The organism is Pseudomonas sp. HS-18, assembly GCF_020401845.1.
Classification (GTDB): Bacteria; Pseudomonadota; Gammaproteobacteria; order Pseudomonadales; family Pseudomonadaceae; genus Pseudomonas; species Pseudomonas nitroreducens.
Genome location: NZ_CP084413.1, coordinates 5,417,519 through 5,443,150, shown reverse-complemented (window position 1 = coordinate 5,443,150; position 25,632 = coordinate 5,417,519). Strand labels below are relative to the sequence as shown.

At 57.6% G+C, this 25,632-nt stretch carries 13 protein-coding genes, 4 tRNA genes and 6 rRNA genes; 22 read left to right on the top strand and 1 reads right to left on the bottom strand.

The window, feature by feature from the left end; translation table 11 throughout:
• Window positions 1–185 precede the first annotated feature (185 nt).
• From mrcB to LDJ84_RS25390, 3 genes are read left to right on the top strand one after another with little or no spacing between them, the layout of a single operon-like run.
• On the top strand, window positions 186–2,513 hold the full coding sequence (gene mrcB, locus LDJ84_RS25400) for a penicillin-binding protein 1B (protein WP_226045582.1): 2,328 nt from the start codon (window positions 186–188) through the stop codon (window positions 2,511–2,513).
• Window positions 2,514–2,529: 16 nt separating this feature from the next.
• Window positions 2,530–3,348: a tetratricopeptide repeat protein gene (locus LDJ84_RS25395; protein ID WP_024767181.1), complete on the top strand. Its 819-nt coding sequence runs from the start codon at window positions 2,530–2,532 to the stop codon at window positions 3,346–3,348.
• On the top strand, window positions 3,348–3,677 hold the full coding sequence (locus tag LDJ84_RS25390; protein WP_024767182.1) for a YqcC family protein: 330 nt from the start codon (window positions 3,348–3,350) through the stop codon (window positions 3,675–3,677). Before LDJ84_RS25395 ends, LDJ84_RS25390 begins: the two co-directional genes overlap by 1 nt.
• 7 nt (window positions 3,678–3,684) lie before the next feature.
• On the opposite strand, the gene LDJ84_RS25385 is transcribed toward LDJ84_RS25390, so the two are convergent.
• The gene (locus LDJ84_RS25385) at window positions 3,685–4,137 is read right to left on the bottom strand and encodes a DUF4124 domain-containing protein (protein ID WP_024767183.1); all 453 of its coding nucleotides are present in this window, start codon (window positions 4,135–4,137) and stop codon (window positions 3,685–3,687) included.
• 403 nt (window positions 4,138–4,540) lie between these two features.
• Here LDJ84_RS25385 and LDJ84_RS25380 point away from each other — a divergent pair, with 403 nt between their 5' ends.
• The 19 genes from LDJ84_RS25380 (at window position 4,541) to LDJ84_RS25290 (ending at window position 25,451) form a co-directional block, all read left to right on the top strand.
• Window positions 4,541–6,271, top strand: coding sequence for an acetolactate synthase 3 large subunit (locus LDJ84_RS25380; RefSeq protein WP_024767184.1), 1,731 nt, complete (start codon window positions 4,541–4,543; stop codon window positions 6,269–6,271).
• Between the two features lie 2 nt (window positions 6,272–6,273).
• Entirely contained in the window at window positions 6,274–6,765 is a 492-nt protein-coding gene (gene ilvN, locus LDJ84_RS25375) for an acetolactate synthase small subunit (protein ID WP_017516326.1), read from the top strand.
• Window positions 6,766–6,809: 44 nt separating this feature from the next.
• A complete protein-coding gene (gene ilvC, locus LDJ84_RS25370) occupies window positions 6,810–7,826 on the top strand; it encodes a ketol-acid reductoisomerase (RefSeq protein ID WP_017516327.1) in 1,017 nt (338 codons plus the stop codon).
• Between the two features lie 149 nt (window positions 7,827–7,975).
• Window positions 7,976–8,800 carry a CDP-diacylglycerol--serine O-phosphatidyltransferase gene (gene pssA / locus LDJ84_RS25365; protein WP_226045581.1) on the top strand — a complete coding sequence of 275 codons (825 nt, stop codon included), beginning with the start codon at window positions 7,976–7,978 and terminating at the stop codon, window positions 8,798–8,800.
• Window positions 8,801–8,857: 57 nt separating this feature from the next.
• Window positions 8,858–9,868 carry a protein-methionine-sulfoxide reductase catalytic subunit MsrP gene (gene msrP / locus LDJ84_RS25360; RefSeq protein ID WP_196912121.1) on the top strand — a complete coding sequence of 337 codons (1,011 nt, stop codon included), beginning with the start codon at window positions 8,858–8,860 and terminating at the stop codon, window positions 9,866–9,868.
• Entirely contained in the window at window positions 9,868–10,476 is a 609-nt protein-coding gene (msrQ, locus tag LDJ84_RS25355; RefSeq protein WP_024767186.1) for a protein-methionine-sulfoxide reductase heme-binding subunit MsrQ, read from the top strand. The genes msrP and msrQ overlap by 1 nt, the downstream gene beginning before the upstream one ends.
• A gap of 546 nt (window positions 10,477–11,022) precedes the next feature.
• A 16S ribosomal RNA gene (locus tag LDJ84_RS25350) occupies window positions 11,023–12,559 on the top strand.
• Window positions 12,560–12,623: 64 nt separating this feature from the next.
• Window positions 12,624–12,700 (top strand) — tRNA-Ile (locus LDJ84_RS25345).
• A gap of 29 nt (window positions 12,701–12,729) precedes the next feature.
• Window positions 12,730–12,805, top strand: a tRNA-Ala gene (locus LDJ84_RS25340).
• 229 nt (window positions 12,806–13,034) lie between these two features.
• A 23S ribosomal RNA gene (locus LDJ84_RS25335) occupies window positions 13,035–15,926 on the top strand.
• A 134-nt stretch (window positions 15,927–16,060) separates the two neighbouring features.
• Window positions 16,061–16,176 (top strand): 5S ribosomal RNA (rrf, locus tag LDJ84_RS25330).
• A gap of 382 nt (window positions 16,177–16,558) precedes the next feature.
• Window positions 16,559–18,095 (top strand): 16S ribosomal RNA (locus LDJ84_RS25325).
• Window positions 18,096–18,159: 64 nt separating this feature from the next.
• Window positions 18,160–18,236 (top strand) — tRNA-Ile (locus tag LDJ84_RS25320).
• 29 nt (window positions 18,237–18,265) lie between these two features.
• Window positions 18,266–18,341 (top strand) — tRNA-Ala (locus LDJ84_RS25315).
• Window positions 18,342–18,570: 229 nt separating this feature from the next.
• Window positions 18,571–21,462: ribosomal RNA gene (locus LDJ84_RS25310) — 23S ribosomal RNA — on the top strand.
• A 135-nt stretch (window positions 21,463–21,597) separates the two neighbouring features.
• A 5S ribosomal RNA gene (gene rrf / locus LDJ84_RS25305) occupies window positions 21,598–21,713 on the top strand.
• The 16S, 23S and 5S rRNA genes sit together here with 4 tRNA genes alongside, the layout of an rRNA operon.
• Before the next feature lie 181 nt (window positions 21,714–21,894).
• A complete protein-coding gene (locus LDJ84_RS25300) occupies window positions 21,895–22,551 on the top strand; it encodes a paraquat-inducible protein A (RefSeq protein WP_024766605.1) in 657 nt (218 codons plus the stop codon).
• Window positions 22,538–23,158, top strand: coding sequence for a paraquat-inducible protein A (locus LDJ84_RS25295; RefSeq protein WP_024766606.1), 621 nt, complete (start codon window positions 22,538–22,540; stop codon window positions 23,156–23,158). The genes LDJ84_RS25300 and LDJ84_RS25295 overlap by 14 nt, the downstream gene beginning before the upstream one ends.
• Window positions 23,151–25,451, top strand: coding sequence for a PqiB family protein (locus LDJ84_RS25290; RefSeq protein WP_024766607.1), 2,301 nt, complete (start codon window positions 23,151–23,153; stop codon window positions 25,449–25,451). The genes LDJ84_RS25295 and LDJ84_RS25290 overlap by 8 nt, the downstream gene beginning before the upstream one ends.
• Window positions 25,452–25,632 lie beyond the last annotated feature (181 nt).

Below are 25,632 nucleotides of genomic sequence, written 5' to 3'. Positions count from 1 at the left end.
CGGGCATTATGGCGGCTGGGTCGGCAGGTGCAAACTCTGCAGCCGGCCGGCAACCAAATGGCCATCGCGGGGTCATAGCTCGGCCACTGCCGTTCTTGTTGGATGCGCGGCAGTTCGCATCAAGCCCGGACGCCCGCTGGAGCGGCGTCTGTCTCCTGTGGACAAAGTACGTATAATGCGCCGCCATGACGCGTCCCCGATCTTCCAAACCTCGTAAAAAAAGCGGCAAATCGTCGCCTGCCATGCGCAAGTGGCTGGGCTGGGCTCTCAAGCTCGGTCTGGTTGGTGTCGTGGTGCTGGCCGGTTTTGCCGTGTACCTCGATGCGGTTGTCCAGGAGAAATTCTCCGGCAAGCGCTGGACCATTCCCGCCAAGGTCTACGCCCGGCCGCTGGAGCTGTTCGTCGGCCTGAAACTGGGCAAGGACGACTTCCTGCGCGAGCTGGATGCGCTGGGCTATCGCCGCGAGGCCTCGGTCGCCGGTCCCGGCGCCGTGTCGGTGTCCGGCAACGCCGTCGACCTCAATACCCGTGGCTTCCAGTTCTATGAAGGCGCCGAGCCTGCGCAGCGCATTCGCGTGCGCTTCTCCGGCGACTTCGTGGCTGGCCTGAGTCGCGCCAATGGTGGCGACCTCGCTGTCGCGCGCATGGAGCCGCTGCTGATCGGCGGCCTGTACCCGGCGCATAACGAAGACCGCATCCTGATCAAGCTGGACCAGGTGCCGCCTTACCTGATCGATACCCTGGTGGCCGTGGAGGACCGCGATTTCTGGACCCACCACGGGGTCTCGATCAAGTCCATCGCCCGGGCGGTCTGGGTCAACGCCAGCGCCGGCCAGCTGCGCCAGGGTGGCAGTACGCTGACCCAGCAGCTGGTGAAGAACTTCTTCCTGACCAACGAGCGCAGCCTGTCGCGCAAGCTCACCGAAGCCATGATGGCGGTGCTGCTTGAGCTGCATTACGACAAGCGCGAAATCCTCGAGGGCTACCTCAACGAGGTGTTCCTCGGTCAGGACGGCCAGCGCTCGGTGAACGGCTTCGGCCTCGCCAGCCAGTACTTCTTCAGCCAGCCGCTATCGGAGCTGAAGCTGCCCCAGGTGGCTTTGCTCGTTGGCATGGTGAAGGGGCCTTCCTATTACAACCCGCGTCGGAATCCGGAGCGTGCGCTGGAACGCCGCAATGTGGTGCTCGACGTGCTTGCCGAGCAGGGTGTGATCACCGCCCAGGAAGCGGCTGCCGCCAAGCAGGCGCCGCTGGGTGTGACCACCCAGGGCAGCATGGCCAACAGCTCCTACCCGGCCTTCCTCGACCTGGTGAAACGCCAGTTGCGCGAGGACTATCGCGACGAGGACCTGACCGAAGAAGGCCTGCGGATCTTCACCAGCTTCGACCCCATCCTGCAGATGAAGGCCGAGTCCGCCGTCAGCGAAACCTTCAAGCGCCTGGAAGGCCGCAAGGGCGTCGCCGAGACCGAAACCGCGATGGTCGTGACCAACCCGGAAACCGGCGAAATCCAGGCGCTGCTCGGCAGCCGTGACCCGCGCTTCGCCGGCTTCAATCGTGCGGTAGATGCGGTGCGGCCGATCGGTTCGCTGGTCAAGCCGGCGGTCTACCTGACCGCGCTGGAGCGTCCGAGCCAGTACACCTTGACCAGTTACATCCAGGACCAGCCGTTCCAGGTGAAGGGCAAGGATGGCCAGGTGTGGACGCCGAAGAACTATGAAGGCACCGCCAACGGCACCATCTTCCTCTACCAGGGGCTGGCCCGTTCGCTGAACCTGTCCACGGCCAGGCTGGGTCTCGACCTGGGCGTGCCGAACGTCCTGAAGACGCTGGAGCGCCTGGGCGTGTCGCCGAATTGGCCGGCCTATCCGTCGATGCTGCTGGGCGCGGGCGCGCTGAGCCCGATGCAAGTGGCGACCATGTACCAGACGATTGCCAGTGGCGGCTTCAATACCCCGCTGCGCAGCATCCGCAGTGTGCTGGCGGCAGACGGGCAGCCGCTCAAGCGTTATCCGTTCCAGGTCCAGCAGCGTTTCGATCCGGGCGCCATCTACCTGCTGCAGAGCGCCATGCAGCGCGTGATGCGCGAAGGCACCGGGCGCTCGGTCTACAACCAGTTGCCGGCGTCCCTCACCCTGGCGGGCAAGACCGGTACCACCAACGATTCTCGCGACAGCTGGTTCTCCGGTTTCGGCCAGGACCTGCTGGCGGTGGTGTGGATCGGTCGCGACGACAATGGCAAGACTCCGCTCACCGGTGCCACCGGTGCGCTGCAGATCTGGACCAGCTTCATGCGCAAGGCCAATCCCGCGCCGCTGGACATGCCGATGCCGGATAATGTCGTGCAGGCCTGGGTCGATCCGCATACCGGGCAGGGCACTGACGCCAACTGCCCGGGCGCAGTGCAGATGCCTTATATTCGTGGAAGCGAACCTGCGCTGGGCGCAGGTTGCGGAAACCACCAGACGCCAGCCGGCGAAGTCATGGACTGGGTGCGCGGCTGGTTGAACTGATGCAAGAGGATTGGAAGTGAGAAAAGCTTGGTTTGCAGCGTCGGCGACTCTGGCGCTTCTGTCCGGTTGTGCGACCCCGCAGCAGGGTGCGATTCCCGTGCAGGACTCCGGTACCTCCGTCTCCAACTCGGAGCGCGTTGGCCGCAGCGGTGGCAACACCCAGGCGCCAGTTCGTGCCGGTGCCGGCCAGAGCATCCCGCAGGGTGACTCCGGGGTTACCGTGATGGTCCCGCAGGATGCCGGCATGGCGCCGATCCAGACTTTCCCGGCGCAGAGCGGCGCTGCGCCGATCAGCACCTCGCCGATGACCACGGCGCCGGGAGCAACGGGAACGAGCTACTCGCAGCAGCCAATCTCCACCAGTGGTGGCATCACCTCCAATGGTGGTTTCCAGTCGCAGACCTACCAGCAGCCGATCAATCAGGCTCAGCAGGCTGCGCCGACCACCCAGAACTACCAGGGGCCTTCCGGCATTCCGTCGAGCAACTCTGGCCTCTCGGCGGACGAGCAGCTGGATGGACCGGTGCTGGCGCTGCTTACCTCCGCCTCGCAGCAGCAGGGTGGTGGTGACCTCAACGGCGCTGCCGCCAGCCTGGAGCGCGCCCAGCGCATTGCTCCGCGCGAGCCGCAGGTGCTCTACAAGCTGGCCCAGGTACGCCTGGCACAGGGCGATGCTGCGCAAGCCGAACAGGTGGCGCTGCGTGGCCTGTCGCTGGCCAACGGTCGCCCGACCATGCAGGCCAGTCTGTGGGATCTGATCGCCAAGTGTCGTGACCAGCAGGGCAATACCGCTGGCGCCGCCGAGGCACGGCAGAAAGCCAAGGTGACCCTGTAATGGACGGGCGCGTGCTGGCCGTCGCCGATCAGTTGCTGCTGATCGAGCGGGAGCTGCGTGCAATCGGTCTGTGGGGAAGCGAAAGCCCGTCGCCGGACAGGCTTTCCAGCGTCGAACCCTTCTGCGTGGATACGCTGGCGCTGGAGGAGTGGCTGCAGTGGATATTTCTGCCGCGGATGAAGCTGATCATCGAGAGCGGCGCGGACCTGCCCACTGCCTCGGGGATCCGTGCCATCGCGGAAATGGCTTATGCCAATGAGGGCGCGCGGGTGGCTGGTCTGCTCGATGCGCTCGGCGCCTTCGACCAGTTGATCAGCCCGACGCCCTGAGCGGGCGTCAGTTGCAGTTCTCGCGGATGTTCTTCTCGCTGGTTGCGATGCGCTCCTGACGTTCTTCTTCGGTGATCCGGCGAACGTCGCCATTACCATCATCTACTCGAACGCGCGGGTTGTTCTTGAGTTGCGCCAGGTTGGTACGCTCCAGTTCGCACTGCTTGATGCGCTCGGCTTCTTGTTGCGCCACTTCCTGGCGCACCTTCTCGTCGGCGGCCTTCTGCTTTTCGTCATTGCTGGGTGGCAGTGTCGGTTTGGCAACGACGGGCGGCGGAAAGTTGCTGGTGGCCTTGGGCTGGGCGGTACTGGTGTTGACGGCAGAGGCGTTCGCGCCCTCCGGTGGCTGTGCCCCGAAGTGGGTGATGCCCTGGGCATCGACCCATTTGTAGACCTGCGCGGCCATCACGGTCGGGGCCAGTGCGAGCAGCAGGCTGCCCATGAAAATCGTCCGTCGCATGCTTTGTCGATCCTTGGGGTGCGGAGTCTGTCGGTAACTATAACCAAATCGCGGGCTTATTCACTCTGAGAAAGTTCACATCCCCGCTTCATTCAAAGCCATATATGGCTTGACTTGGTCGCTTCGTTTCAGAAGAATCCAAGGTTCGCTGCAGTGGGCCGGCCGCAAGCTGGTTTTACTCGGCAGACAAGAGGTGCTACCCGCGCCGCAAAGTTTCACCCTGTTTCGCGTTACCTCGCGCTGGGTGGAGGCTCTCCGTAACACAAACAGGAGTGTCTCCAGGTTCTGCTCAATCGGCAGTCGACGTAGCCGGCGATTACATTCGCCCATGTCTGCCGGGCAGCCATCCAAGTCGGTCCCCCACGTTGGGGGTTTCCGTATATAGCGTTCTAGAGGTGACAACGTGGAACTTTTATCCGGCGCTGAAATGGTCGTCCGCTCCCTGCGTGACGAAGGCGTTAAGTACATCTACGGGTACCCGGGCGGTGCCCTCCTGCATATCTACGACGCTCTCTTCAAAGAGAACGAAGTAACCCACATCCTGGTTCGCCACGAGCAGGCCGCTACCCACATGGCCGACGGCTATGCGCGGGCCACCGGCAAGCCCGGCGTGGTGCTGGTGACCTCCGGTCCCGGCGCGACCAATGCCGTCACCGGCATCGCCACCGCCTACATGGACTCCATCCCGATGGTGGTGATCTCCGGCCAGGTGGCGAGCAACATGGTTGGTACCGACGCGTTCCAGGAAACCGACATGGTCGGTATCTCCCGCCCGATCGTGAAGCACAGCTTCATCATCAAGCACCCGTCGGAAATCCCTGAGGTCATCAAGAAGGCCTTCTATATCGCCCAGTCCGGCCGTCCCGGCCCGGTGGTGATCGATATTCCGAAGGACATGGGCGATCCGACCCAGAAGTTCGAATACAACTACCCGAAGAAGGTGAAGCTGCGCTCCTACAGCCCGGCGGTCCGTGGCCACTCCGGCCAGATCCGCAAGGCCGCCGAGATGATGCTCGCCGCCAAGCGCCCGATCATCTACGCCGGTGGTGGCGTGATCATGGGCAATGCCGCCGAGCCGCTGACTGAGGTCGCGCGCATGCTCAACGTGCCGGTCACCAACACCCTGATGGGCCTGGGTGGCTATCCGGGTACCGATCGCCAGTTCGTCGGCATGCTCGGCATGCACGGCAGCTACACCGCGAACCTCGCGATGCACCACGCTGACGTGATCTTTGCCGTCGGCGCGCGCTTCGACGATCGCGTGATCAACGGCGAGACCGCAGCCAAGTTCTGCCCGAATGCCAAGATCATCCACGTCGACATCGACCCGGCCTCGATCTCCAAGACCGTCAAGGCCGACATCCCGATCGTCGGCCCGGTGGACAGCGTCCTGACCGAAATGGTCGCGATCCTCAAGGAAATCGGCGAGACCCCGAACAAAGAAGCCCAGGCTGCCTGGTGGAAGCAGATCGAGGAATGGCGTGGCACCCGCGGCCTGTTCCCCTACAGCATGGGCGACGGCAGCATCATCAAGCCGCAGACCGTGATCGAGACCCTCTGCGAAGTCACCAACGGTGATGCCTTCGTCGCTTCCGACGTGGGTCAGCACCAGATGTTCGCGGCGCAGTACTACCGCTTCAACAAGCCCAATCGCTGGATCAACTCTGGTGGCCTGGGCACCATGGGCTTCGGCTTCCCGGCCGCCATGGGTGTGAAGTTGAACTTCCCTGACGCAGACGTTGCGTGCGTGACCGGTGAAGGCAGTATCCAGATGAACATCCAGGAGCTGTCCACCTGCCTGCAGTACGACCTGCCGGTGAAGATCGTCAACCTGAACAACGGTGCGCTGGGCATGGTCCGCCAATGGCAGGACATGCAGTACAACAGCCGCTACTCGCACTCCTACATGGAATCGCTGCCGGACTTCGTCAAGCTGGCTGAAGCGTATGGCCACGTCGGCATGCGCATCACCGACCTGAAGGACCTGAAGCCGATGATGGAAGAAGCCTTCGCGATGAAGAATCGCCTGGTCTTCCTCGACATCCAGGTCGATACCAGCGAGCACGTCTACCCGATGCAGATCCGCGGTGGTGCGATGCGCGACATGTGGCTGAGCAAGACGGAGCGTACCTGATCATGCGACACATCATTTCCCTGCTGCTGGAAAACGAACCCGGCGCGCTGTCCCGCGTCGTCGGCCTGTTCTCCCAGCGCAACTACAACATCGAAAGCCTGACCGTCGCCCCGACCGAGGACCCGACGCTGTCGCGCCTGACCCTGACCACCGCCGGTCAGGACGAAGTCATCGAGCAGATCACCAAGAACCTCAACAAGCTCATCGAGGTGGTAAAACTGGTGAATCTCTCGGAGAGCGCGCATATCGAGCGCGAGCTGATGCTGGTGAAAGTGAAGGCTACCGGCGCCCAGCGCGCCGAGGTCAAGCGCACCACCGACATCTTCCGCGGACAGATCGTCGACGTCACCAGCAGCGTCTACACCGTGCAGCTGGCCGGCACCAGCGACAAGCTGGACAGCTTCATCCAGGCCATCGGCACCGCGTCGATCCTCGAAGTTGTCCGCAGCGGCGTCACCGGTATTGCCCGTGGCGACAAGACTCTCAGCATCTGATTTGAAATACGGCCCACGAGGCCAACTGACAGGGGATTACCCAAATGCGCGTTTTCTACGATAAAGACTGTGACCTCTCCATCGTTCAGGGCAAGAAAGTTGCCATCATCGGTTACGGCTCCCAGGGCCATGCACACGCCTGCAACCTGAAAGACTCCGGCGTCGACGTCACCGTCGGCCTGCGTGCGGGTTCTTCTTCCGTTGCCAAGGCTCAGAACCACGGCCTGAAAGTCGCCGAAGTGGCCGAAGCCGTTGCCGCTGCCGACCTGGTCATGATCCTGACTCCGGACGAGTTCCAGGGCCGTCTGTACAAGGACGAGATCGAGCCGAACCTGAAAAAAGGCGCCACCCTGGCTTTCGCCCACGGCTTCTCCATCCATTACAACCAGGTCGTACCGCGCGCTGACCTCGACGTGATCATGATCGCGCCGAAGGCCCCGGGCCACACCGTACGCTCCGAGTTCGTGAAAGGCGGCGGCATCCCCGACCTGATCGCGATCTACCAGGACGCTTCGGGCAATGCCAAGAACGTCGCTCTGTCCTACGCCTGCGGCGTTGGCGGCGGCCGTACCGGCATCATCGAAACCACCTTCAAGGACGAGACCGAAACCGACCTGTTCGGCGAGCAGGCCGTTCTGTGCGGCGGTTGCGTCGAGCTGGTGAAAGCCGGTTTCGAAACCCTGGTCGAAGCCGGTTACGCTCCGGAAATGGCCTACTTCGAGTGCCTGCACGAACTGAAGCTGATCGTGGACCTCATGTACGAAGGCGGCATCGCCAACATGAACTACTCGATCTCGAACAACGCCGAATACGGCGAGTACGTAACCGGTCCGGAAGTGATCAACGCCGAATCCCGTCAGGCCATGCGCAACGCTCTGAAGCGCATCCAGGACGGCGAATACGCCAAGATGTTCATCTCCGAAGGCGCTACCAACTACCCGTCGATGACCGCCAAGCGCCGCAACAACGCCGCTCACGGTATCGAAGTCATCGGCGAGCAACTGCGCGCCATGATGCCGTGGATTGCTGCCAACAAGATCGTCGACAAGACCAAGAACTAAGGTCCTTTCGACAAACGAGGAAACGCGGCGCTTGCCGCGTTTTTTCGTTTAGGGGCGGTGATCTGGTATAAAGCGGGGGTGCCGGACGTGTCCACGCAAAAGCGTGCACCGGCAAATCTCAGCCTCAACGAGTTCTCAAGGAATCGTCCATGAGTGAAGGTCACGAGGAGCCGAACAAGGCTTCCGACACCGAAGAAAGTCTGCTGCCCATCGATGAGCACATCGAAGAGGGTCATGACGCCGAAGGTCGCAAGGTTCGTCATCGCGGCATCTACCTGCTGCCTAACCTGTTCACTACTGCAGCACTGTTTACCGGTCTCTACGCCATCATCAATGCCATGAACGGCGATTTCTCCAACGCCGCCATCGCCATCTTCGTCGCCATGGTCCTCGACGGCCTCGACGGTCGTGTGGCCCGTCTGACCAATACCCAGAGTGCTTTCGGCGCCGAGTACGACTCGCTGTCCGACATGGTCGCCTTCGGAGTAGCTCCGGCGCTGGTCGCTTTCGAGTGGGCGCTGAGCAGCCTGGGCAAGGTCGGCTGGATGGTCGCCTTCATCTATGTTGCTGGTGCCGCTCTGCGTCTGGCGCGTTTCAATACCCAGGTGGGCAAGGCTGACAAGCGCTACTTCATCGGTCTGGCCAGCCCGGCTGCCGCGGCGCTGGTTGCCGGTACGGTCTGGGCGTTCGCCGACTTCGACGTTCAGGGCGCCAAGGTTTCCCTGCTGGTTGCGCTGATGGTCGCCGCCGCCGGCATGCTGATGGTCAGCAATATCAAGTACTACAGCTTCAAGGATCTTGACCTGCGCGGCCGCGTGCCGTTTATGGCAATCCTGGTAGTGGTGCTGGCATTCGCCGTGGTCTTCACCGACCCGCCGCGCATCCTGCTCCTGCTGTTCCTTGCATACGCAATCTCCGGACCGGTGCAATACTTGTTGCAATTGCGCCGTCGCAAGCAGCCGCCTGCCGTGTAATTTCCAGCGGGCTCCGCAGTCTACTGGTGCATACAGCCAGTTGTTGCGGAGCCCGTCATGCTGATCAAGTCGTCCCGCCTTTCCGATTGCCACGAATCGGAAGTCACGCCCGAATCCCTCTATCTCTCCCGTCGCCACTTTCTCGGTGGTGCGATGGCGGCTGCGGCTCTATCCGGATTGCCGCGTCTGGGTTTTGCCGAGGGCGGTCGCTATGCCGATGTCGCCGAAGCGGCTGCCCCTTCCTGGCTCACGGAAAAGCTCGCCGCTACACGCTGGGATGCTGTCACGGTAAAAGATGAAGCCATCACACCGTTCAAGGACGCGACCACCTACAACAATTTCTACGAATTCGGCCCGGACAAGGGGGATCCTGCTGCCAATGCGGGTGCCTTGAAGACCGAGCCATGGTCCGTAGTGATCGATGGGGAGGTGGGTAAACCCGGCAAGTACGCGCTCGAGGACTTCATCAAACCCTATCTGCTGGAGGAGCGCGTCTACCGATTGCGCTGCGTCGAGGCTTGGTCGATGGTCATTCCGTGGATCGGCTTTCCGATCTCCGAGCTGATCAAGCGGGTCGAACCGACCAGCAAGGCGAAATACCTGCGCTTCGAAACCCTGGTGGATCGCAAGGATATGCCGGGTGTGCAATCCAACTTCGCCTTGATCGATTGGCCCTATGTCGAAGGGCTGCGCATGGATGAGGCGATGCATCCCTTGGCGATTCTGGCTGTCGGCATGTACGGCCGGGTACTGGCGAACCAGAACGGAGCGCCGCTGCGTCTGGTGGTGCCGTGGAAATACGGCTTCAAGGGAGCCAAGTCCATTGTGCGGATCAGCTTCGTCGAGGAGCAGCCGAAGACTACCTGGCAGAGTCTGGCTTCGGACGAGTATGGCTTCTATGCCAACGTCAATCCGACGGTAGACCATCCGCGCTGGAGCCAGGCGCGCGAACGTCGTCTGCCCAGTGGACTATTCAGCCCCAATGTTCGTCCTACCCTCATGTTCAACGGCTATGCCGATGAGGTCGCTTCGCTTTATGCGGGCATGGATCTGAGGAAGGACTACTGATGCGCTATCCGTTCTGGCGGGCCGGGGTATTTCTGGCTGCATCGGCGCCGCCACTCTTCTGGCTGTACCAGGCTTGGATCTTCGATCTGGGGCCGGACCCGGGCAAGGCGCTGGTGGACAGGCTGGGCCAGGGCGGTCTCGTCCTGTTGCTCATTACCCTGGCGATGACGCCTCTGCAGAAAGTCACCCGGTGGGGTGGCTGGGTACAGGTTCGCCGCCAGCTGGGTCTCTGGTGCTTCACCTATATAGTGCTGCACCTGAGTGCCTATGCCGTCTTCATCCTTGGGTTGGACTGGGCCCAATTGGGAGTAGAGCTGAGCAAGCGGCCCTACATCATTGTCGGCTTCGGGGCGTTCCTCGGGTTGCTGGCCCTGGCTATCACTTCCAACCGCTACAGCATGCGAAAGCTGGGGGCGAGCTGGAAGAAACTGCATCGCCTGATATATGTCATCCTCGGTTTGGGGTTGTTGCATATGCTGTGGGTCGTGCGGTCTGATCTGGAGCGCTGGGCGATCTATGCAGTCGTAGGGCTTGTGCTGATGCTCCTGCGCATGCCCCTGATAGCTCGTCAGCTGCCTCGATTGCGCAGTCGACCGACCGCCGGCTGAAGAAAGTTTAAATTAGTCGTTGACGGCCGATTTAAACTCCCTATAATGCGCACCACTCCCAGCGACGAAGCGCTGAAAGAACTTGAAAATCAAGTACTTACAGAGATTGGAGGTTGGGAGTGGTGATCAGGCAGGTGATTCACTTGCCGCTCTTCATTAGCTGCTCCGGCGGCGAGCTGAAAAGAAGGTCGCCGAGGTGCTTGACAGCGAGTTTGATCGCTGTAGAATGCGCCTCCCGCTGATGAGAGGTTTGACTTCTCGGAAGCCCAAGCGATTGAGTAGAAAAGAAATTTTCGAAAAATAAAGCTTGACGAAAGATGAGGTTGGCGTAGAATTCGCCGCCTCGGTTGAGACGAAAGCCTTAACCAACTGCTCTTTAACAAGTTGAATCAAGCAATTCGTGTGGGTGCTTGTGATGTAAGACTGGTGATCGACTGATTATCAGCAACGCAAGTAACACTCGTGAATTCGAGAGTTTTAGCTCATTAAATTGAGCATGCGATTGCTGAGCCAAGTTTAGGGTTTTCTCAAAACCCAAGCAGTATTGAACTGAAGAGTTTGATCATGGCTCAGATTGAACGCTGGCGGCAGGCCTAACACATGCAAGTCGAGCGGATGATGGGAGCTTGCTCCCGGATTCAGCGGCGGACGGGTGAGTAATGCCTAGGAATCTGCCTGGTAGTGGGGGACAACGTTTCGAAAGGAACGCTAATACCGCATACGTCCTACGGGAGAAAGCAGGGGACCTTCGGGCCTTGCGCTATCAGATGAGCCTAGGTCGGATTAGCTAGTTGGTGGGGTAAAGGCCTACCAAGGCGACGATCCGTAACTGGTCTGAGAGGATGATCAGTCACACTGGAACTGAGACACGGTCCAGACTCCTACGGGAGGCAGCAGTGGGGAATATTGGACAATGGGCGAAAGCCTGATCCAGCCATGCCGCGTGTGTGAAGAAGGTCTTCGGATTGTAAAGCACTTTAAGTTGGGAGGAAGGGCAGTAAGTTAATACCTTGCTGTTTTGACGTTACCAACAGAATAAGCACCGGCTAACTTCGTGCCAGCAGCCGCGGTAATACGAAGGGTGCAAGCGTTAATCGGAATTACTGGGCGTAAAGCGCGCGTAGGTGGTTTGGTAAGATGGATGTGAAATCCCCGGGCTCAACCTGGGAACTGCATCCATAACTGCCTGACTAGAGTACGGTAGAGGGTGGTGGAATTTCCTGTGTAGCGGTGAAATGCGTAGATATAGGAAGGAACACCAGTGGCGAAGGCGACCACCTGGACTGATACTGACACTGAGGTGCGAAAGCGTGGGGAGCAAACAGGATTAGATACCCTGGTAGTCCACGCCGTAAACGATGTCGACTAGCCGTTGGAATCCTTGAGATTTTAGTGGCGCAGCTAACGCGATAAGTCGACCGCCTGGGGAGTACGGCCGCAAGGTTAAAACTCAAATGAATTGACGGGGGCCCGCACAAGCGGTGGAGCATGTGGTTTAATTCGAAGCAACGCGAAGAACCTTACCTGGCCTTGACATGTCCGGAATCCTGCAGAGATGCGGGAGTGCCTTCGGGAATCGGAACACAGGTGCTGCATGGCTGTCGTCAGCTCGTGTCGTGAGATGTTGGGTTAAGTCCCGTAACGAGCGCAACCCTTGTCCTTAGTTACCAGCACGTTATGGTGGGCACTCTAAGGAGACTGCCGGTGACAAACCGGAGGAAGGTGGGGATGACGTCAAGTCATCATGGCCCTTACGGCCAGGGCTACACACGTGCTACAATGGTCGGTACAGAGGGTTGCCAAGCCGCGAGGTGGAGCTAATCCCATAAAACCGATCGTAGTCCGGATCGCAGTCTGCAACTCGACTGCGTGAAGTCGGAATCGCTAGTAATCGTGAATCAGAATGTCACGGTGAATACGTTCCCGGGCCTTGTACACACCGCCCGTCACACCATGGGAGTGGGTTGCTCCAGAAGTAGCTAGTCTAACCGCAAGGGGGACGGTTACCACGGAGTGATTCATGACTGGGGTGAAGTCGTAACAAGGTAGCCGTAGGGGAACCTGCGGCTGGATCACCTCCTTAATCGAAGATCTCAGCTTCTTCATAAGCTCCCACACGAATTGCTTGATTCACTGGTTAGACGATTGGGTCTGTAGCTCAGTTGGTTAGAGCGCACCCCTGATAAGGGTGAGGTCGGCAGTTCGAATCTGCCCAGACCCACCAATTGTTGTGGTGTGCTGCTGATCCGATAAGGGGCCATAGCTCAGCTGGGAGAGCGCCTGCTTTGCACGCAGGAGGTCAGGAGTTCGATCCTCCTTGGCTCCACCATTAATCGTCGAAAGCTCAGACATGAATGTTCAAGTTGAACGAACATTGATGTCTGGTCTTTGTGCCAGAACTGTTCTTTAAAAATTTGGGTATGTGATAGAAGTAGACTGAATAATCTCTTTCACTGGTGATTATTCAAGTCAAGGTAAAATTTGCGAGTTCAAGCGCGAATTTTCGGCGAATGTCGTCTTCACGTTAGAGACAGTAACCAGATTGCTTGGGGTTATATGGTCAAGTGAAGAAGCGCATACGGTGGATGCCTTGGCAGTCAGAGGCGATGAAAGACGTGGTAGCCTGCGATAAGCTTCGGGGAGTCGGCAAACAGACTTTGATCCGGAGATCTCTGAATGGGGAAACCCACTTGGCATAAGCCAGGTATCTTGCACTGAATACATAGGTGTAAGAGGCGAACCAGGGGAACTGAAACATCTAAGTACCCTGAGGAAAAGAAATCAACCGAGATTCCCTTAGTAGTGGCGAGCGAACGGGGACTAGCCCTTAAGCTTCTTTGAATCTAACAGAACGCTCTGGAAAGTGCGGCCATAGTGGGTGATAGCCCCGTATGTGAAAGGTTCTTTGAAGTGAAATCGAGTAGGACGGAGCACGAGAAACTTTGTCTGAATATGGGGGGACCATCCTCCAAGGCTAAATACTACTGACTGACCGATAGTGAACCAGTACCGTGAGGGAAAGGCGAAAAGAACCCCGGAGAGGGGAGTGAAATAGAACCTGAAACCGTATGCGTACAAGCAGTGGGAGCCTACTTTGTTAGGTGACTGCGTACCTTTTGTATAATGGGTCAGCGACTTATATTCAGTGGCGAGCTTAACCGAATAGGGAAGGCGTAGCGAAAGCGAGTCTTAATAGGGCGAATTAGTCGCTGGGTATAGACCCGAAACCGGGCGATCTATCCATGAGCAGGTTGAAGGTTAGGTAACACTGACTGGAGGACCGAACCCACTCCCGTTGAAAAGGTAGGGGATGACTTGTGGATCGGAGTGAAAGGCTAATCAAGCTCGGAGATAGCTGGTTCTCCTCGAAAGCTATTTAGGTAGCGCCTCACGTATCACTCCAGGGGGTAGAGCACTGTTTCGGCTAGGGGGTCATCCCGACTTACCAAACCGATGCAAACTCCGAATACCTGGAAGTGTCAGCGTGGGAGACACACGGCGGGTGCTAACGTCCGTCGTGAAAAGGGAAACAACCCAGACCGTCAGCTAAGGTCCCAAAGTTATGGTTAAGTGGTAAACGATGTGGGAAGGCTTAGACAGCTAGGAGGTTGGCTTAGAAGCAGCCACCCTTTAAAGAAAGCGTAATAGCTCACTAGTCGAGTCGGCCTGCGCGGAAGATGTAACGGGGCTCAAACCATACACCGAAGCTACGGGTGCATCGCAAGATGCGCGGTAGAGGAGCGTTCTGTAAGCCTGTGAAGGTGAGTTGAGAAGCTTGCTGGAGGTATCAGAAGTGCGAATGCTGACATGAGTAACGACAATGGGAGTGAAAAACTCCCACGCCGAAAGACCAAGGGTTCCTGCGCAACGTTAATCGACGCAGGGTTAGTCGGTCCCTAAGGCGAGGCTGAAGAGCGTAGTCGATGGGAAACAGGTTAATATTCCTGTACTTCTAGTTACTGCGATGGAGGGACGGAGAAGGCTAGGCCAGCTTGGCGTTGGTTGTCCAAGTTTAAGGTGGTAGGCAGAGATCTTAGGTAAATCCGGGGTCTTAATGCCGAGAGCTGATGACGAGTCATCTTTAAGATGATGAAGTGGTTGATGCCATGCTTCCAGGAAAAGCTTCTAAGCTTCAGGTAACTAGGAACCGTACCCCAAACCGACACAGGTGGTTGGGTAGAGAATACCAAGGCGCTTGAGAGAACTCGGGTGAAGGAACTAGGCAAAATGGCACCGTAACTTCGGGAGAAGGTGCGCCGGCGAGGGTGAAGCATTTACTGCGTAAGCCCATGCCGGTCGAAGATACCAGGCCGCTGCGACTGTTTATTAAAAACACAGCACTCTGCAAACACGAAAGTGGACGTATAGGGTGTGACGCCTGCCCGGTGCCGGAAGGTTAATTGATGGGGTTAGCGAAAGCGAAGCTCTTGATCGAAGCCCCGGTAAACGGCGGCCGTAACTATAACGGTCCTAAGGTAGCGAAATTCCTTGTCGGGTAAGTTCCGACCTGCACGAATGGCGTAACGATGGCGGCGCTGTCTCCACCCGAGACTCAGTGAAATTGAAATCGCTGTGAAGATGCAGTGTATCCGCGGCTAGACGGAAAGACCCCGTGAACCTTTACTGTAGCTTTGCACTGGACTTTGAGCCTGCTTGTGTAGGATAGGTGGGAGGCTTTGAAGCGTGGACGCCAGTCTGCGTGGAGCCATCCTTGAAATACCACCCTGGCATGCTTGAGGTTCTAACTCTGGTCCGTTATCCGGATCGAGGACAGTGTATGGTGGGCAGTTTGACTGGGGCGGTCTCCTCCTAAAGAGTAACGGAGGAGTACGAAGGTGCGCTCAGACCGGTCGGAAATCGGTCGTAGAGTATAAAGGCAAAAGCGCGCTTGACTGCGAGACAGACACGTCGAGCAGGTACGAAAGTAGGTCTTAGTGATCCGGTGGTTCTGTATGGAAGGGCCATCGCTCAACGGATAAAAGGTACTCCGGGGATAACAGGCTGATACCGCCCAAGAGTTCATATCGACGGCGGTGTTTGGCACCTCGATGTCGGCTCATCACATCCTGGGGCTGAAGCCGGTCCCAAGGGTATGGCTGTTCGCCATTTAAAGTGGTACGCGAGCTGGGTTTAGAACGTCGTGAGACAGTTCGGTCCCTATCTGCCGTGGACGTTTGAGATTTGAGAGGGGCTGCTCCTAGTACGAGAGGACCGGAGTGGACGAACCTCTGGTGTTCCGGTTGTCACGCCAGTGGCATTGCCGGGTAGCTATGTTCGGAATAGATAACCGCTGAAAGCATCTAAGCGGGAAACTAGCCTCAAGATGAGATCTCACTGGGAACTTGATTCCCCTGAAGGGCCGTCGAAGACTACGACGTTGATAGGTCGGGTGTGTAAGCGCTGTGAGGCGTTGAGCTAACCGATACTAATTGCCCGTGAGGCTTGACCATATAACACCCAAACAATTTGTGTGTTGTACGGTGAAGACGTAACGAACCGAAAGTTCGTGTGAACCGCAAATTACCTGTCACATACCCGAATCTGGATGAGCGTGTGCAACCGCCACGAGCGTCCTAAAGAATTGCTTGACGACCATAGAGCGTTGGAACCACCTGATCCCATCCCGAACTCAGTAGTGAAACGACGCATCGCCGATGGTAGTGTGGAGTTTCTCCATGTGAGAGTAGGTCATCGTCAAGCTCCTATCCCAAAGCCCCGGTCAGCTTCGCTGTCCGGGGCTTTGCCTATTAGTGTAAGCACATGATTTGTGCTTGCTGCTGATGAGAGTCGAGGCTCTCAGAAGCCAAGCGATTGAGTAGAAAAGAAATTTTCGAAAAATAAAGCTTGACGAAAGATGAGGTTAGCGTAGAATGCGCGCCTCGGTTGAGACGAAAGCCTTAACCAACTGCTCTTTAACAAGTTGAATCAAGCAATTCGTGTGGGTGCTTGTGATGTAAGACTGGTGATCGACTGATTATCAGCAACGCAAGTAACACTCGTGAATTCGAGAGTTTTAGCTCATTAAATTGAGCATGCGATTGCTGAGCCAAGTTTAGGGTTTTCTCAAAACCCAAGCAGTATTGAACTGAAGAGTTTGATCATGGCTCAGATTGAACGCTGGCGGCAGGCCTAACACATGCAAGTCGAGCGGATGATGGGAGCTTGCTCCCGGATTCAGCGGCGGACGGGTGAGTAATGCCTAGGAATCTGCCTGGTAGTGGGGGACAACGTTTCGAAAGGAACGCTAATACCGCATACGTCCTACGGGAGAAAGCAGGGGACCTTCGGGCCTTGCGCTATCAGATGAGCCTAGGTCGGATTAGCTAGTTGGTGGGGTAAAGGCCTACCAAGGCGACGATCCGTAACTGGTCTGAGAGGATGATCAGTCACACTGGAACTGAGACACGGTCCAGACTCCTACGGGAGGCAGCAGTGGGGAATATTGGACAATGGGCGAAAGCCTGATCCAGCCATGCCGCGTGTGTGAAGAAGGTCTTCGGATTGTAAAGCACTTTAAGTTGGGAGGAAGGGCAGTAAGTTAATACCTTGCTGTTTTGACGTTACCAACAGAATAAGCACCGGCTAACTTCGTGCCAGCAGCCGCGGTAATACGAAGGGTGCAAGCGTTAATCGGAATTACTGGGCGTAAAGCGCGCGTAGGTGGTTTGGTAAGATGGATGTGAAATCCCCGGGCTCAACCTGGGAACTGCATCCATAACTGCCTGACTAGAGTACGGTAGAGGGTGGTGGAATTTCCTGTGTAGCGGTGAAATGCGTAGATATAGGAAGGAACACCAGTGGCGAAGGCGACCACCTGGACTGATACTGACACTGAGGTGCGAAAGCGTGGGGAGCAAACAGGATTAGATACCCTGGTAGTCCACGCCGTAAACGATGTCGACTAGCCGTTGGAATCCTTGAGATTTTAGTGGCGCAGCTAACGCGATAAGTCGACCGCCTGGGGAGTACGGCCGCAAGGTTAAAACTCAAATGAATTGACGGGGGCCCGCACAAGCGGTGGAGCATGTGGTTTAATTCGAAGCAACGCGAAGAACCTTACCTGGCCTTGACATGTCCGGAATCCTGCAGAGATGCGGGAGTGCCTTCGGGAATCGGAACACAGGTGCTGCATGGCTGTCGTCAGCTCGTGTCGTGAGATGTTGGGTTAAGTCCCGTAACGAGCGCAACCCTTGTCCTTAGTTACCAGCACGTTATGGTGGGCACTCTAAGGAGACTGCCGGTGACAAACCGGAGGAAGGTGGGGATGACGTCAAGTCATCATGGCCCTTACGGCCAGGGCTACACACGTGCTACAATGGTCGGTACAGAGGGTTGCCAAGCCGCGAGGTGGAGCTAATCCCATAAAACCGATCGTAGTCCGGATCGCAGTCTGCAACTCGACTGCGTGAAGTCGGAATCGCTAGTAATCGTGAATCAGAATGTCACGGTGAATACGTTCCCGGGCCTTGTACACACCGCCCGTCACACCATGGGAGTGGGTTGCTCCAGAAGTAGCTAGTCTAACCGCAAGGGGGACGGTTACCACGGAGTGATTCATGACTGGGGTGAAGTCGTAACAAGGTAGCCGTAGGGGAACCTGCGGCTGGATCACCTCCTTAATCGAAGATCTCAGCTTCTTCATAAGCTCCCACACGAATTGCTTGATTCACTGGTTAGACGATTGGGTCTGTAGCTCAGTTGGTTAGAGCGCACCCCTGATAAGGGTGAGGTCGGCAGTTCGAATCTGCCCAGACCCACCAATTGTTGTGGTGTGCTGCTGATCCGATAAGGGGCCATAGCTCAGCTGGGAGAGCGCCTGCTTTGCACGCAGGAGGTCAGGAGTTCGATCCTCCTTGGCTCCACCATTAATCGTCGAAAGCTCAGACATGAATGTTCAAGTTGAACGAACATTGATGTCTGGTCTTTGTGCCAGAACTGTTCTTTAAAAATTTGGGTATGTGATAGAAGTAGACTGAATAATCTCTTTCACTGGTGATTATTCAAGTCAAGGTAAAATTTGCGAGTTCAAGCGCGAATTTTCGGCGAATGTCGTCTTCACGTTAGAGACAGTAACCAGATTGCTTGGGGTTATATGGTCAAGTGAAGAAGCGCATACGGTGGATGCCTTGGCAGTCAGAGGCGATGAAAGACGTGGTAGCCTGCGATAAGCTTCGGGGAGTCGGCAAACAGACTTTGATCCGGAGATCTCTGAATGGGGAAACCCACTTGGCATAAGCCAGGTATCTTGCACTGAATACATAGGTGTAAGAGGCGAACCAGGGGAACTGAAACATCTAAGTACCCTGAGGAAAAGAAATCAACCGAGATTCCCTTAGTAGTGGCGAGCGAACGGGGACTAGCCCTTAAGCTTCTTTGAATCTAACAGAACGCTCTGGAAAGTGCGGCCATAGTGGGTGATAGCCCCGTATGTGAAAGGTTCTTTGAAGTGAAATCGAGTAGGACGGAGCACGAGAAACTTTGTCTGAATATGGGGGGACCATCCTCCAAGGCTAAATACTACTGACTGACCGATAGTGAACCAGTACCGTGAGGGAAAGGCGAAAAGAACCCCGGAGAGGGGAGTGAAATAGAACCTGAAACCGTATGCGTACAAGCAGTGGGAGCCTACTTTGTTAGGTGACTGCGTACCTTTTGTATAATGGGTCAGCGACTTATATTCAGTGGCGAGCTTAACCGAATAGGGAAGGCGTAGCGAAAGCGAGTCTTAATAGGGCGAATTAGTCGCTGGGTATAGACCCGAAACCGGGCGATCTATCCATGAGCAGGTTGAAGGTTAGGTAACACTGACTGGAGGACCGAACCCACTCCCGTTGAAAAGGTAGGGGATGACTTGTGGATCGGAGTGAAAGGCTAATCAAGCTCGGAGATAGCTGGTTCTCCTCGAAAGCTATTTAGGTAGCGCCTCACGTATCACTCCAGGGGGTAGAGCACTGTTTCGGCTAGGGGGTCATCCCGACTTACCAAACCGATGCAAACTCCGAATACCTGGAAGTGTCAGCGTGGGAGACACACGGCGGGTGCTAACGTCCGTCGTGAAAAGGGAAACAACCCAGACCGTCAGCTAAGGTCCCAAAGTTATGGTTAAGTGGTAAACGATGTGGGAAGGCTTAGACAGCTAGGAGGTTGGCTTAGAAGCAGCCACCCTTTAAAGAAAGCGTAATAGCTCACTAGTCGAGTCGGCCTGCGCGGAAGATGTAACGGGGCTCAAACCATACACCGAAGCTACGGGTGCATCGCAAGATGCGCGGTAGAGGAGCGTTCTGTAAGCCTGTGAAGGTGAGTTGAGAAGCTTGCTGGAGGTATCAGAAGTGCGAATGCTGACATGAGTAACGACAATGGGAGTGAAAAACTCCCACGCCGAAAGACCAAGGGTTCCTGCGCAACGTTAATCGACGCAGGGTTAGTCGGTCCCTAAGGCGAGGCTGAAGAGCGTAGTCGATGGGAAACAGGTTAATATTCCTGTACTTCTAGTTACTGCGATGGAGGGACGGAGAAGGCTAGGCCAGCTTGGCGTTGGTTGTCCAAGTTTAAGGTGGTAGGCAGAGATCTTAGGTAAATCCGGGGTCTTAATGCCGAGAGCTGATGACGAGTCATCTTTAAGATGATGAAGTGGTTGATGCCATGCTTCCAGGAAAAGCTTCTAAGCTTCAGGTAACTAGGAACCGTACCCCAAACCGACACAGGTGGTTGGGTAGAGAATACCAAGGCGCTTGAGAGAACTCGGGTGAAGGAACTAGGCAAAATGGCACCGTAACTTCGGGAGAAGGTGCGCCGGCGAGGGTGAAGCATTTACTGCGTAAGCCCATGCCGGTCGAAGATACCAGGCCGCTGCGACTGTTTATTAAAAACACAGCACTCTGCAAACACGAAAGTGGACGTATAGGGTGTGACGCCTGCCCGGTGCCGGAAGGTTAATTGATGGGGTTAGCGAAAGCGAAGCTCTTGATCGAAGCCCCGGTAAACGGCGGCCGTAACTATAACGGTCCTAAGGTAGCGAAATTCCTTGTCGGGTAAGTTCCGACCTGCACGAATGGCGTAACGATGGCGGCGCTGTCTCCACCCGAGACTCAGTGAAATTGAAATCGCTGTGAAGATGCAGTGTATCCGCGGCTAGACGGAAAGACCCCGTGAACCTTTACTGTAGCTTTGCACTGGACTTTGAGCCTGCTTGTGTAGGATAGGTGGGAGGCTTTGAAGCGTGGACGCCAGTCTGCGTGGAGCCATCCTTGAAATACCACCCTGGCATGCTTGAGGTTCTAACTCTGGTCCGTTATCCGGATCGAGGACAGTGTATGGTGGGCAGTTTGACTGGGGCGGTCTCCTCCTAAAGAGTAACGGAGGAGTACGAAGGTGCGCTCAGACCGGTCGGAAATCGGTCGTAGAGTATAAAGGCAAAAGCGCGCTTGACTGCGAGACAGACACGTCGAGCAGGTACGAAAGTAGGTCTTAGTGATCCGGTGGTTCTGTATGGAAGGGCCATCGCTCAACGGATAAAAGGTACTCCGGGGATAACAGGCTGATACCGCCCAAGAGTTCATATCGACGGCGGTGTTTGGCACCTCGATGTCGGCTCATCACATCCTGGGGCTGAAGCCGGTCCCAAGGGTATGGCTGTTCGCCATTTAAAGTGGTACGCGAGCTGGGTTTAGAACGTCGTGAGACAGTTCGGTCCCTATCTGCCGTGGACGTTTGAGATTTGAGAGGGGCTGCTCCTAGTACGAGAGGACCGGAGTGGACGAACCTCTGGTGTTCCGGTTGTCACGCCAGTGGCATTGCCGGGTAGCTATGTTCGGAATAGATAACCGCTGAAAGCATCTAAGCGGGAAACTAGCCTCAAGATGAGATCTCACTGGGAACTTGATTCCCCTGAAGGGCCGTCGAAGACTACGACGTTGATAGGTCGGGTGTGTAAGCGCTGTGAGGCGTTGAGCTAACCGATACTAATTGCCCGTGAGGCTTGACCATATAACACCCAAACAATTTGTGTGTTGTACGGTGAAGACGTAACGAACCGAAAGTTCGTGTGAACCGCAAATTACCTGTCACATACCCGAATCTGGATGAGCGTGTGCAACTGCCACGAGCGTCCATAAAGAATTGCTTGACGACCATAGAGCGTTGGAACCACCTGATCCCATCCCGAACTCAGTAGTGAAACGACGCATCGCCGATGGTAGTGTGGAGTTTCTCCATGTGAGAGTAGGTCATCGTCAAGCTCCTATCCCAAGACCCCTGGTCAGCTTCGCTGGCCGGGGGTTTTGCTTTTGCGCGCGGGAAAGTCACGTTCGCCTGGGTTGGCACGGCCGCTCGGTTTCCAGAGTTTTCGAGACAATTTCCGGGCACCGAATCGGAGGTTGTGTCGTCTACAATAGCGACAAATTTTCCCTGAGTGCCTACATGCCCGAAGTCGAAGGACATGCCTTGCAGGATCTGCCTCTGGAGGAGCTGACGGCTTGCCACGAGTGCGACCTGCTGATGCGCCGCGAGCCTGTTCCGTCAGGGCATCGCTCCGTTTGCCCGCGCTGCGGCTATGAGCTGGAGATCCATCGTCCCCATATGATCCGGCGTGCGCTGGCCCTGGTGCTGACGGCACTGTTGCTCTATATCCCGGCGAATTTCCTGCCGATCATGCACATCACCATTCTTGGCCAGACCAGCATGGACACGGTATGGAGCGGCGTAATCGGTCTGTACGAGTCCGATATGAAGGGCGTCGCGGTCCTGGTCTTCCTGTGCAGCATGGTGATCCCTCTGGCCAAGTTGCTGTGCCAGCTGTTTGTCCTGCTGACCATACGTTTCAAGGTCTGGCGCGACCAGGGGATGTTGTTGCTCCGCGGTTACCAGCACCTGCGCGAGTGGGGCATGCTGGAGGTTTACCTGATGGGGATCATCGTTGCCATCGTCAAGCTGATCGACATGGCCGAGTTGCATGTCAGTGTCGGCCTGGCTTGCTTCATCGGGCTGCTGTTCACCCAGGTGTGGCTCGAAGTGACCATGTCCCATCATCAGGTCTGGGGTGAACTGTCCGGGGAGTTCGATGATGCGAGCCATTGATGCCGATATTCTGGTTTGTGGCGAATGCCATCAGCTCAATCGCCGTGAAGTGGATGACGAGACCCATTGCAGCCGCTGCGGTGCGCTGGTGCATGAGCGACGCCCGAACAGCCTGACCCGTACCTGGGCCTTGCTGATCACCGCCGCGGTGCTCTACATCCCGGCCAACCTGCTGCCGATCATGACGGTCAACTTCCTCGGCAACGGTATGCCCGCCACCATCATGGAAGGCGTGGTGGAGCTGATCAATGCGGACATGCTGCCGGTCGCGGCGGTGGTGTTCATCGCCAGCATCCTGGTGCCGACGTTCAAGCTGGTGGGCATTGCGCTGCTGCTCTACTCGGTGCAGCGACACCAGCCGATGTCCGCCAAGCAACGCATCATCATGTATCGCTTCATTGAGTGGATCGGCCGTTGGTCGATGCTCGACATCTTCGTCATCGCGATCCTGGTGACGTTGGTGAACTTCGGCAATCTGGCGAGCATCGAGGCGAACCTCGGTGCAGCCGCCTTTGCCTGCGTGGTGGTCCTCACCATGCTGGCGGCAGTGACTTTCGATCCCCGGCTGATCTGGGATAACACGGACGCGGAAAACGACGATGAGTGATCTCCCCAAACCCAAGATGCGCAAGACCACCAACTGGTCGGCAATCTGGATCCTGCCATTGATCGCGCTGGCGATCGGTGCCTGGCTGGCCTGGCGTGCATACGACCAGGCGGGGATCGTGATCAACATCCAGTTCGAGAGCGGCGAGGGGATCCAGGCCAACAAGACCGAGGTGATCTTCAAGGGGATCGGCGTCGGTAAGGTGGTCGACCTTCACGTCAACCAGCCCACCCTTGGCGTCACGGCAACCGTGGAGATGCGCAAGGAGGCTGCCGAGTACCTCAGCAAGGGAACGCGTTTCTGGCTGGTCAAGCCGCGCGTCTCGATAGCCGGCGTCACCGGGCTGGAGACCCTTGTATCGGGCAACTACATCGCCATCGACCCGGTGAAGGGCGAACAGCAGAAGGACTTCACCGCGCTGAAAGAGCCGCCGCCGCTGTCCGACTCCCTGCCGGGCCTGCACCTGACCTTGAAGGCCGAGCGCCTCGGTTCGCTGGAGCAGGGGAGCCCGATCTACTACCGGCAGATCCAGGTTGGCCAGGTGAAGAGCTACCGCCTGGCGGAGGACCAGAAGACCATCGAGGTGAAGGTCCACATCGAGCCGGCCTATGCCAACCTGGTGCGCAAGCACACACGTTTCTGGAACGCCAGCGGCATCACCCTGTCCGGCAGCCTCAGCGGCCTGAAGCTGCGTACCGAGTCGCTGGCGAGCATCGCGGCCGGCGGTATCGCCTTCTCGACGCCTGACAATTACCCGGACAGCCCGCCCACCGACCCGACCAAGCCGTTCCGCCTGTATGAGGACTTCGACGCGGCTCAGGCCGGCCTCAGCGTCAAGGTGAAGGTCAGCGACGTCAGCGGCCTGACCCCGGGCAGTACGCCGGTGATGTACAACGGCGTGCAGGTCGGCACGGTGAAGAGCATCGACATGGACAAGGATTTCAATGGCGCCACCGCCACCTTGTCCATGGACCCGCGCACCGAGGACTTCCTCAACAGCAAGACCGAGTTCTGGATGGTCAAGCCGAGCATTTCGCTGGCGGGTATCACCGGGCTGGAGGCGCTGGTGAAGGGCAACTACCTGAGTGTGCGATTCGCCAGTGGCGGCGATCCGACCCGTGACTTCGTCATCCGCCCGAAGGCGCCCCCGTTGAATCTCGACTCGCCGGGCCTGCACCTGGTACTGACCACGGATCAACTGGGTTCGCTGGAGGTCGGTACACCGATCCTCTACCGCCAGATGAAAGTGGGCAGCGTGCAGAGTTACCAGCTCTCCCGCCGTGACCCCTCGCGGCTGATCATCGGTGTCCATATCGAGCCGGAGTACGCCAAGCTGGTGAACACCTCGTCGCGCTTCTGGAACATCAGCGGTGTCACCATCAGTGGCGGTCTGGACGGGATCAAGCTGAAGAGCGAGTCGCTGCAGACGCTGATCGCTGGCGGCATCGCCTTCGATACCCCGGACCCGAAGGCTGCGCCGGTGACCAAGGTGCGCCGCTTTGCGCTGTACGACAGCGAGGACGATGCGCACCTCAAGGGCCAGATCATCGACCTGCGCGCCGATACCGCGGATGGTCTGAAGGAAGGCACCGTCCTGCGTTACAAGGGCCTGGAGGTCGGTCGCGTCGAGCAGGTCGATCTGAGCAAGGATCTGCAGTCCGTGCAACTGAAGGCGCGCCTCACCCGGGGAGCGGATCGCATCGCTCGGCAAGGCACACGCTTCTGGGTAGTGGGCCCGCAGGTCGGTCTTTCCGGCGTATCCAACCTGAGCACCATCGTCAGTGGCCAGTACATCGAAGTGTTGCCGGCGCCCAAGGCCGGCCAGGCGCAGACCAGCTTCAGCCTGCTGGGCGGCGAACCCAACCGCCTCCTGGATGCTGACGGCCTGCGCCTGACCCTGAGTGCGTCTCGACGGGGTTCGCTCAAGGCCGGGGTTCCGGTGACTTACCGCGAGGTGCAGGTCGGGAAGGTTACTTCGTTCGAGCTGGGCGAGACGGCGGACCGCGTGCTGGTCCACATTCTCATCGAGCCACGTTATGCGGCGCTGGTGCGGACGGGCAGCCGCTTCTGGAATACCAGTGGCGTCGGTGTCGACGCAGGTTTGTTCAAGGGAGTGAAGCTGCGCACGGAGTCGATGGAAACCATCCTCTCCGGCGGCGTGGCCTTCGCGACACCGAACAACGACGAAATGGGTTCGCCGGCCAAACCCGGGCAGACCTTTGCGTTGTTCGACGAGTACGACGAGAAGTGGCTGGACTGGGCGCCGAAGATTCCGCTGGGGAAGGCGAACTGAGTTTCAGACGTACAGGAAAAGGGCCGCATCAGCGGCCCTTTTCATTCTACGCGTGCGGTGGATGCACGAGCAGCATTTGCAGGGTGGCTTGGTGCGCACCGGTACCCATCAGCATCGTCGCTGGAGGCATGGGTATCGGATAGGCTTCGGCGTTATGCGGTTCGCGAGCAAGCTCGCTCCC